This window comes from uncultured Peptoniphilus sp., assembly GCF_946998875.1.
Classification (GTDB): Bacteria; Bacillota; Clostridia; order Tissierellales; family Peptoniphilaceae; genus Peptoniphilus_A.
Genome location: NZ_CAMQAY010000008.1, coordinates 45,677 through 51,839 on the forward strand (window position 1 = coordinate 45,677; position 6,163 = coordinate 51,839).

The 6,163-nt window shown below is 31.9% G+C and carries 6 protein-coding genes and 1 CRISPR repeat array; all 6 genes read left to right on the forward strand.

Annotation, left to right across the window (positions count from 1 at the left end):
- Positions 1 to 153: 153 nt before the first annotated feature.
- Genes cas5c through cas2 form a run of 6 tightly spaced genes read left to right on the forward strand, consistent with a single transcriptional unit; the run spans position 154 to position 5,646 of the window.
- Positions 154 to 867 (forward strand): type I-C CRISPR-associated protein Cas5c, encoded by a 714-nt coding sequence (gene cas5c / locus Q0U74_RS04140; RefSeq protein WP_297392846.1) that lies wholly within the window; start codon positions 154 to 156, stop codon positions 865 to 867.
- Between the two features lie 14 nt (positions 868 to 881).
- On the forward strand, positions 882 to 2,819 hold the full coding sequence (gene cas8c, locus Q0U74_RS04145) for a type I-C CRISPR-associated protein Cas8c/Csd1 (RefSeq protein ID WP_297392847.1): 1,938 nt from the start codon (positions 882 to 884) through the stop codon (positions 2,817 to 2,819).
- The gene (cas7c, locus tag Q0U74_RS04150; protein ID WP_297392848.1) at positions 2,812 to 3,666 is read left to right on the forward strand and encodes a type I-C CRISPR-associated protein Cas7/Csd2; all 855 of its coding nucleotides are present in this window, start codon (positions 2,812 to 2,814) and stop codon (positions 3,664 to 3,666) included. The genes cas8c and cas7c overlap by 8 nt, the downstream gene beginning before the upstream one ends.
- Positions 3,667 to 3,669: 3 nt before the next feature.
- Positions 3,670 to 4,323 (forward strand): CRISPR-associated protein Cas4, encoded by a 654-nt coding sequence (gene cas4 / locus Q0U74_RS04155; protein WP_297392849.1) that lies wholly within the window; start codon positions 3,670 to 3,672, stop codon positions 4,321 to 4,323.
- On the forward strand, positions 4,320 to 5,351 hold the full coding sequence (gene cas1c, locus Q0U74_RS04160; RefSeq protein WP_297392850.1) for a type I-C CRISPR-associated endonuclease Cas1c: 1,032 nt from the start codon (positions 4,320 to 4,322) through the stop codon (positions 5,349 to 5,351). The genes cas4 and cas1c overlap by 4 nt, the downstream gene beginning before the upstream one ends.
- A gap of 1 nt (position 5,352) precedes the next feature.
- The gene (gene cas2, locus Q0U74_RS04165; RefSeq protein WP_019125558.1) at positions 5,353 to 5,646 is read left to right on the forward strand and encodes a CRISPR-associated endonuclease Cas2; all 294 of its coding nucleotides are present in this window, start codon (positions 5,353 to 5,355) and stop codon (positions 5,644 to 5,646) included.
- Positions 5,647 to 5,776: 130 nt separating this feature from the next.
- A CRISPR array of direct repeats spans positions 5,777 to 6,142; the repeat unit is 32 nt; unit sequence GTCGCACCCCTCGTGGGTGCGTGGATTGAAAT.
- The last annotated feature ends 21 nt before the right edge of the window (positions 6,143 to 6,163 follow it).

Here is a 6,163-nt window from a genome sequence, read left to right on the forward strand (position 1 = left end):
TTCAATCCACAGCTTTCGCTGACATTTTCATTATACCAAAAAATTTTAAAATAAAACAGTTGACAAATTTTTATCTAAATACTAGAATGAAATTAAGAAAAGATGATTACCTTTTCACAAAATAATTTCAAAATAAAATTTAAATAAGAGGGGGTGAAAATATTGAATCAATCAAAATATTTTTACGCAAAAATTTATGGACCTAAAGCATTGTTCACAGCGCCTGAAAGCAAGAGTGGGGGAGAAAAGATCTCTTATTCCGCGCCTACTAGAGAAGCCTTAAAGGGAATAATCGACGCAAATTATTTTAAGCCCACAATTACCAATGTAATTGACGAAGTTAGAGTGATGAATAAAATCGAATCCTACACACAGGGTATGAGACTGCTATTAAAGGATTATAAGTCCGATTTGTCGGCATATACCTATTTAATTAGTCCCTGCTACTATGTCAAGTTTCACTTTGAGTGGAATGAAGATAGAGAAGATTTAAAAAGTGATAGAAATTTTAACAAACACGAAGCAATTACAGAGAGATCTCTAAAAAGAGGTGGAAGAAGACCAATCTTTTTAGGCGTATCTGAGTGCCAAGGCTACATTGAATATTTATCTGAAGAAGAATATGAAAGTGACAAGGGCTACTATGATGAAAGTGATTTAGGACTTGGGCTAATGTTTGTTGGATTTATTTATCCGGAAAAATCTGGAGAAACTTTAAAGTCAGCTTATGGACCAATTAATATGAAAAAAGGCAGAATAATTTTTAAAAAACCTGAAGAGTGCCCAATAATAAATGAAGTTTCAAATTATTCTTTTAAAGAAGCTAAAGTTACGAGAACAGTGGACCAAGAATTAGAAGATTATTAAATGGAGGTGAAATATTGAGTTTTTTAACAGCTTTATTAAATAGTTATAACTATGGACTTGAAAATAATTTAGTTGGAAACCTAGAAGATAAATCGAGTTTAATTCTTCCAATTTATCACAATTCTATGAAGTCCAATGGAAAAAATATTGTTGAAATTAAAATTAACAAAAAAAGTGAATTAGTTGATGCAAAATTTTTAGAAGATGGCGATATTGTAATTTTTCCTGTAACGGAAGATTCTGTAGCAAGATCTAGCGGAATTGCTCCCCATCCTCTCTTTGATAATTTTGACTATGTAATGCAAGAAAACACAAACAAATCTGAAGCCTACATTAGTCAGCAGGAAGCTTTGTTAAATTATGATGAAGATGAATTTATAAAAATAATCCACGACTACATCATTAAAGAAAAGGTTTTCGAAGACATACTTTCTAAATTATTTAAAGAATATAAAATTCTAAAAGATAAAAATGTTGAATTTGTGGATAAGTCTGACAAGAAGGCAAAGAAAGTTACAATAGATTTTTCAAAGGTGTTTTTAACATTTGCAGTTGAAAATTATGATGGAAAAAAAGATTTAAGCCTTTCTGAAAATAAGAATTTGCAAGAAAAATTTATTAAATTCACCAAGGACATTTTTGCGAGAGACAAAGAAACGGAAGAAATTATTTGCAACATCAGTGGAGAAAAAGATTTTCTATGTCTTAAACACAAACCTTTAATAGGTTCTGCAAGACTTATTTCTCAAATTACTGCAAATAATGAAAATTTTTTAGGCAGATTTGATAAGCCAGATGAAACTATAAAAATTGGAAAGGAATCTAGCCAAAAAATAATTCAAATGGCAAAGTCTTTACTTGATGGGGATAATACAGCTAGGTGGCTTGGAGAGTTTACCTATGCTTTAAGTTGGTTTTCCGACGATATTCAGAATAAAACTGATTTAGACCCGACAAAGAAAATTGAAATTATTGATTTGGGACCACTTTTTGATATAGCAGGAGAAGACTTGCCTCAAGGAAATAGAAATGAAGGCAGAAAAATTTCTGATGAAACTTCAGAAAGTATAGTAAAGTCTTTCACTAGCGGCAAAGTTCTATTTTCTAATGAATCTAAATATTACATGGCTATAATTGACAAGGTCAGCAATGGAAGAGTAGCTGTAAAATATTTTAGAGAGATGGATAGTTCAAGGCTAAAGGAAAATTTAGTTTCTTGGCAAAATAAATATCATTGGTACAGATTTACCAAAGAAAAGGGCAAGACTAATTATACACCAAGCCCATTAATGCTTATACAAACAGCTTATGGAGTAGAAAGAGAAAAGGGACTTGAGGTAGCAAAAAAGAAATTTGTAACAGATCAATACAAAAATATTTTAGCTTCGATTATTGAAGGCAGAGATATGCCTAAAAATATTATTCAAGCTTTAGAAATAAATATTAGAAACCGATTAAACTACGACAAGTTTTGGTCACAAGTAAAGTTGTGTGCCTTGTCAGTTCTGAGGAAAAAGGAGGGAATAAAAAGCAATATGTTAGATAGAAATGATACTGATAGATCTTACTTGTTTGGAAGACTATTGGCTTTATATGAAAGATTAGAAAAAATAACTTACGATACGGACAATGAAAGAGTTACAAATGCAGAAAAATTATGGACAAGCTATGTCAATAAGCCTGTAACTATGAATTTAAGACTTAGAAATTTACTAAGGCCCTATGAAGATAAATTGTTGCACAATGATTCTAAGAGAGGGATTTATTTTAAAATAAAAAAAGACATAGCAGAAGTTACAAATTTAATTAGCGAAAATTACGATTATAAATCAAAGGAAACTAATAGACCACTAGGTTCAGGTTTTATATTTGGATATGAAGCTCAAATGGCGGATTTATTCACAAAAAAAGAAGATAAAATAATTTTAGAAAGCGAGGAAAATAATGATTAATAATAAAGTGGATTTTATTTTTACAATTGAAGTTTCTGGAGCAAATCCTAATGGTGACCCACTAACTGGCAATATGCCAAGAATAGATAATAGAGGATTTGGAGAAATCTCTGATGTCTGCTTAAAGAGAAAGCTAAGAAATAGGATGCAAGACATGGGTCACGACATCTTTGTAAAATCCTTAGATAGAAGTGACGACGGCTTTAGATCTCTTGAAAAAAGATTTGATTCTGTTTTCAAAAAAGAAGATAGTGACGAAGAAGTAGAAAAGAGAGCCAATGAAAAATGGATTGACATAAGGGCCTTTGGTCAAGTCTTTACTTATCAAAAAAGATCTCTTGGCATTAGAGGTCCAGTAAGTATTTCTATAGCAAAATCTCTTGAGCCAATAGAAACAACTACAATGCAAATAACTAAATCTATAAGTGGTATGGAACCTACTGCAGGAAAGTCAAGAAGTGCCGATACAATGGGAACTAAACACTTTGTTGATTATGGAGTATATGTAGTTAATGGAAGCATTAATTCATATTTTGCAGAAAAAACTGGATTTGATGAAAAAGATGTGGAAACTATAAAAGAGTGTATAAAAACTTTATTTATTAATGATATTTCATCAGCTAGACCAGACGGCTCTATGGAAGTCAAAGACATATTCTGGTTTAATCACTCATCAAAGGTTGGCGATGTTTCCAGCGGAAAAATAAAAGATTTGTTACAATATGACCTACCTAATGCAGAAGATTTAAAAGTAAAATATGAAGACTACAATATTAGATTAGACCAAGAAAAACTAAAAGAATATGAAGAAAAGGGATTAAACGTAGAACATATTAAAGGACTTTAAAAAATGTATGCTGAAGATGACTATTTGATGTTAAATGGAATCCAACACTTTTTGTTTTGCAAAAGACAGTGGGCTCTAATTCATGTTGAAAATATTTGGACGGAAAATTCATTTACAGCGGAAGGTCAAGTAATTCATACAAAAGTAGATAAACCCTTTATAAAAGAAAAGAGGAAAGACTTAATAATATCAAGAGCAATGTCAGTGAGTTCCCAAAATTTGGGACTCTCTGGCAGATTAGATGCAATCGAATTTCATAAATCAGATAAGGGAATTGAGTTAAATAATAGAAAGGGCTTATGGAGGCCGATTATTATAGAGTATAAGAGGGGCAAAAAGAAAAAATATAATTATGACAATGCCCAGTTAATGGCACAGGCAATTTGTGTAGAAGAAAATTTCAATATAAAACTCGATTATGGATATATTTATTATAATGAAACAGATACTCGTGAAAAAGTTGAGTTCACAAATGAATTAAGAGAACTAACAATAAATGCAGCAAAAGAGATGCATCAGTACTATAAAGAAAAAATAGTCCCTAGAGCAGAAAATTATAAGAATTGTAAGATGTGTTCTCTTTATAATGAGTGTAGCCCAAGGATAACGAAAAAAATTAAAAATGTTGATAACTATATTTATGGGGCAGAATTATGAAAAAGCTACTTAATACTTTATATGTCACAAATCCAGATTATTATCTTAGAAAAGAAGGAAGAAACATTTCTATAACTCTTGATTCAAAAACAGTGGCAAGATACCCAATCCATATATTAAAACAGATAGTTTGTTTTAATTATATGGGTATGAGTCCAGATCTAATGAAAATGTGCATGGAAGAAAATGTAGCCATAACCTTCTTTACGCCCTATGGAAAGTATTGCGGCAGAGTTCTTGGAGCATCTTATGGAAATATTTACACAAGGAAGAAACAATATAAAATGCAAGAATCAGAAGAGTCCTTGGATTTTGTAAAAAACATAATTTATGCCAAAGCCTACAACTCTAGAAAAATTTTAATAAGAGGAAAGTTAGACAACAAAGAGAAAGTTGATGTCAAAAGACTAGAAGAAGTTATAAATTCCATAAAACTTTTAATGCTAGAAATCAAAAACTGTAAAAACAAAGACAGCGTGAGAGGTATAGAAGGAATAATAGCTAGAGAATACTTTTCGGTCTTAGATGAATTAATAATAAAACAGCGTGAAGATTTTTTCTTTATAGATAGAAGCAAAAGGCCTCCAATGGACAGATTTAACGCCCTAATATCTTTTCTATATTCACTACTTACAAATAATATTGCCGCAGCCCTTGAAGGTGTAGGTATAGATTCCTATGCAGGGTTCTTTCATACAGATAGGCCGGGAAGGGTTAGCATGGCACTTGACTTAATAGAAGAGATGCGAGCCTTTCTAGTTGATAAATTTACACTATCAATGATAAACTTAAATAGAATAAACAAGAATCATTTTGAGGTAAAAGAAAATGGCGCCACACTTTTAAACGACAATGGCAGACAAATAGTTCTAGAAAATTGGAACAAAAGAGAGCAAGAAGAAATATATCATCCCTTTATAGAAGAAAATATAAAAATAGGGCTACTTCCCCATGTTCAAGCCATGTTATTAAATTCGTATCTTAGAGGAGACATAGAATCCTATCCACCCTTTATGATGGGAGGCTAAAATGCAAGTACTAATAACTTATGATGTAGAAACAGTGTCAAGTGATGGCAAAAGACGATTAAGGCAGGTTGCAAAAGTCTGTTTAGATTACGGACAAAGAGTTCAAAATTCTGTTTTCGAACTAAATATTTATCCTGCAGATTTAGTTCTTATTAAAAACAAATTAGAAAAAATAATTGACCCGAAAAAAGACTCAATTAGAATTTACAATTTAGGGAAAAATTGGGAGAGGAGAGTGGAAACTCTTGGAAGAGATGACTCCTATAACCCAGAAAAAGACTTATTAATCTTATAAGATTATGAGATTTAGAGCTGGACATATAATTCTTGTAACTAACTCATAATAAAACAATGAAAAAGAGACAAAACTCTTAAAAAAATTATTAGCTGTATCTTTTAGTAGTAGAAAAAGGCTAAAAAATGCAGTCGCACCCCTCGTGGGTGCGTGGATTGAAATATTTACTCGATGTTTATCAGGATTCACTTTTAAAAGTCGCACCCCTCGTGGGTGCGTGGATTGAAATTAATTCTTTTCATATTGAAAGTGTAGGAAAATTTGTCGCACCCCTCGTGGGTGCGTGGATTGAAATATGGTTATCATCTGACCATTCAGGTATAACTGTTGTCGCACCCCTCGTGGGTGCGTGGATTGAAATGTCATTGAAGCGGTATTTGTAGCTTAAATCTTGTAGTCGCACCCCTCGTGGGTGCGTGGATTGAAATATTTAACATTGTATATATATAAATACATCGTCTCACGTCGCACCCCTCGTGGGTGCGTGGATTGAAAGCTTATAATAATCAGCGACAAT

Excerpts from the sequence above, each read along its gene's own strand:
- cas7c (WP_297392848.1), top strand. The coding sequence starts at position 2,812 with ATGATTAATAATAAAGTGGATTTTATTTTTACAATTGAAGTTTCTGGA.
- cas4 (WP_297392849.1), top strand. The coding sequence starts at position 3,670 with ATGTATGCTGAAGATGACTATTTGATGTTAAATGGAATCCAACACTTT.
- cas1c (WP_297392850.1), top strand. The coding sequence starts at position 4,320 with ATGAAAAAGCTACTTAATACTTTATATGTCACAAATCCAGATTATTAT.
- cas2 (WP_019125558.1), top strand. The coding sequence starts at position 5,353 with ATGCAAGTACTAATAACTTATGATGTAGAAACAGTGTCAAGTGATGGC.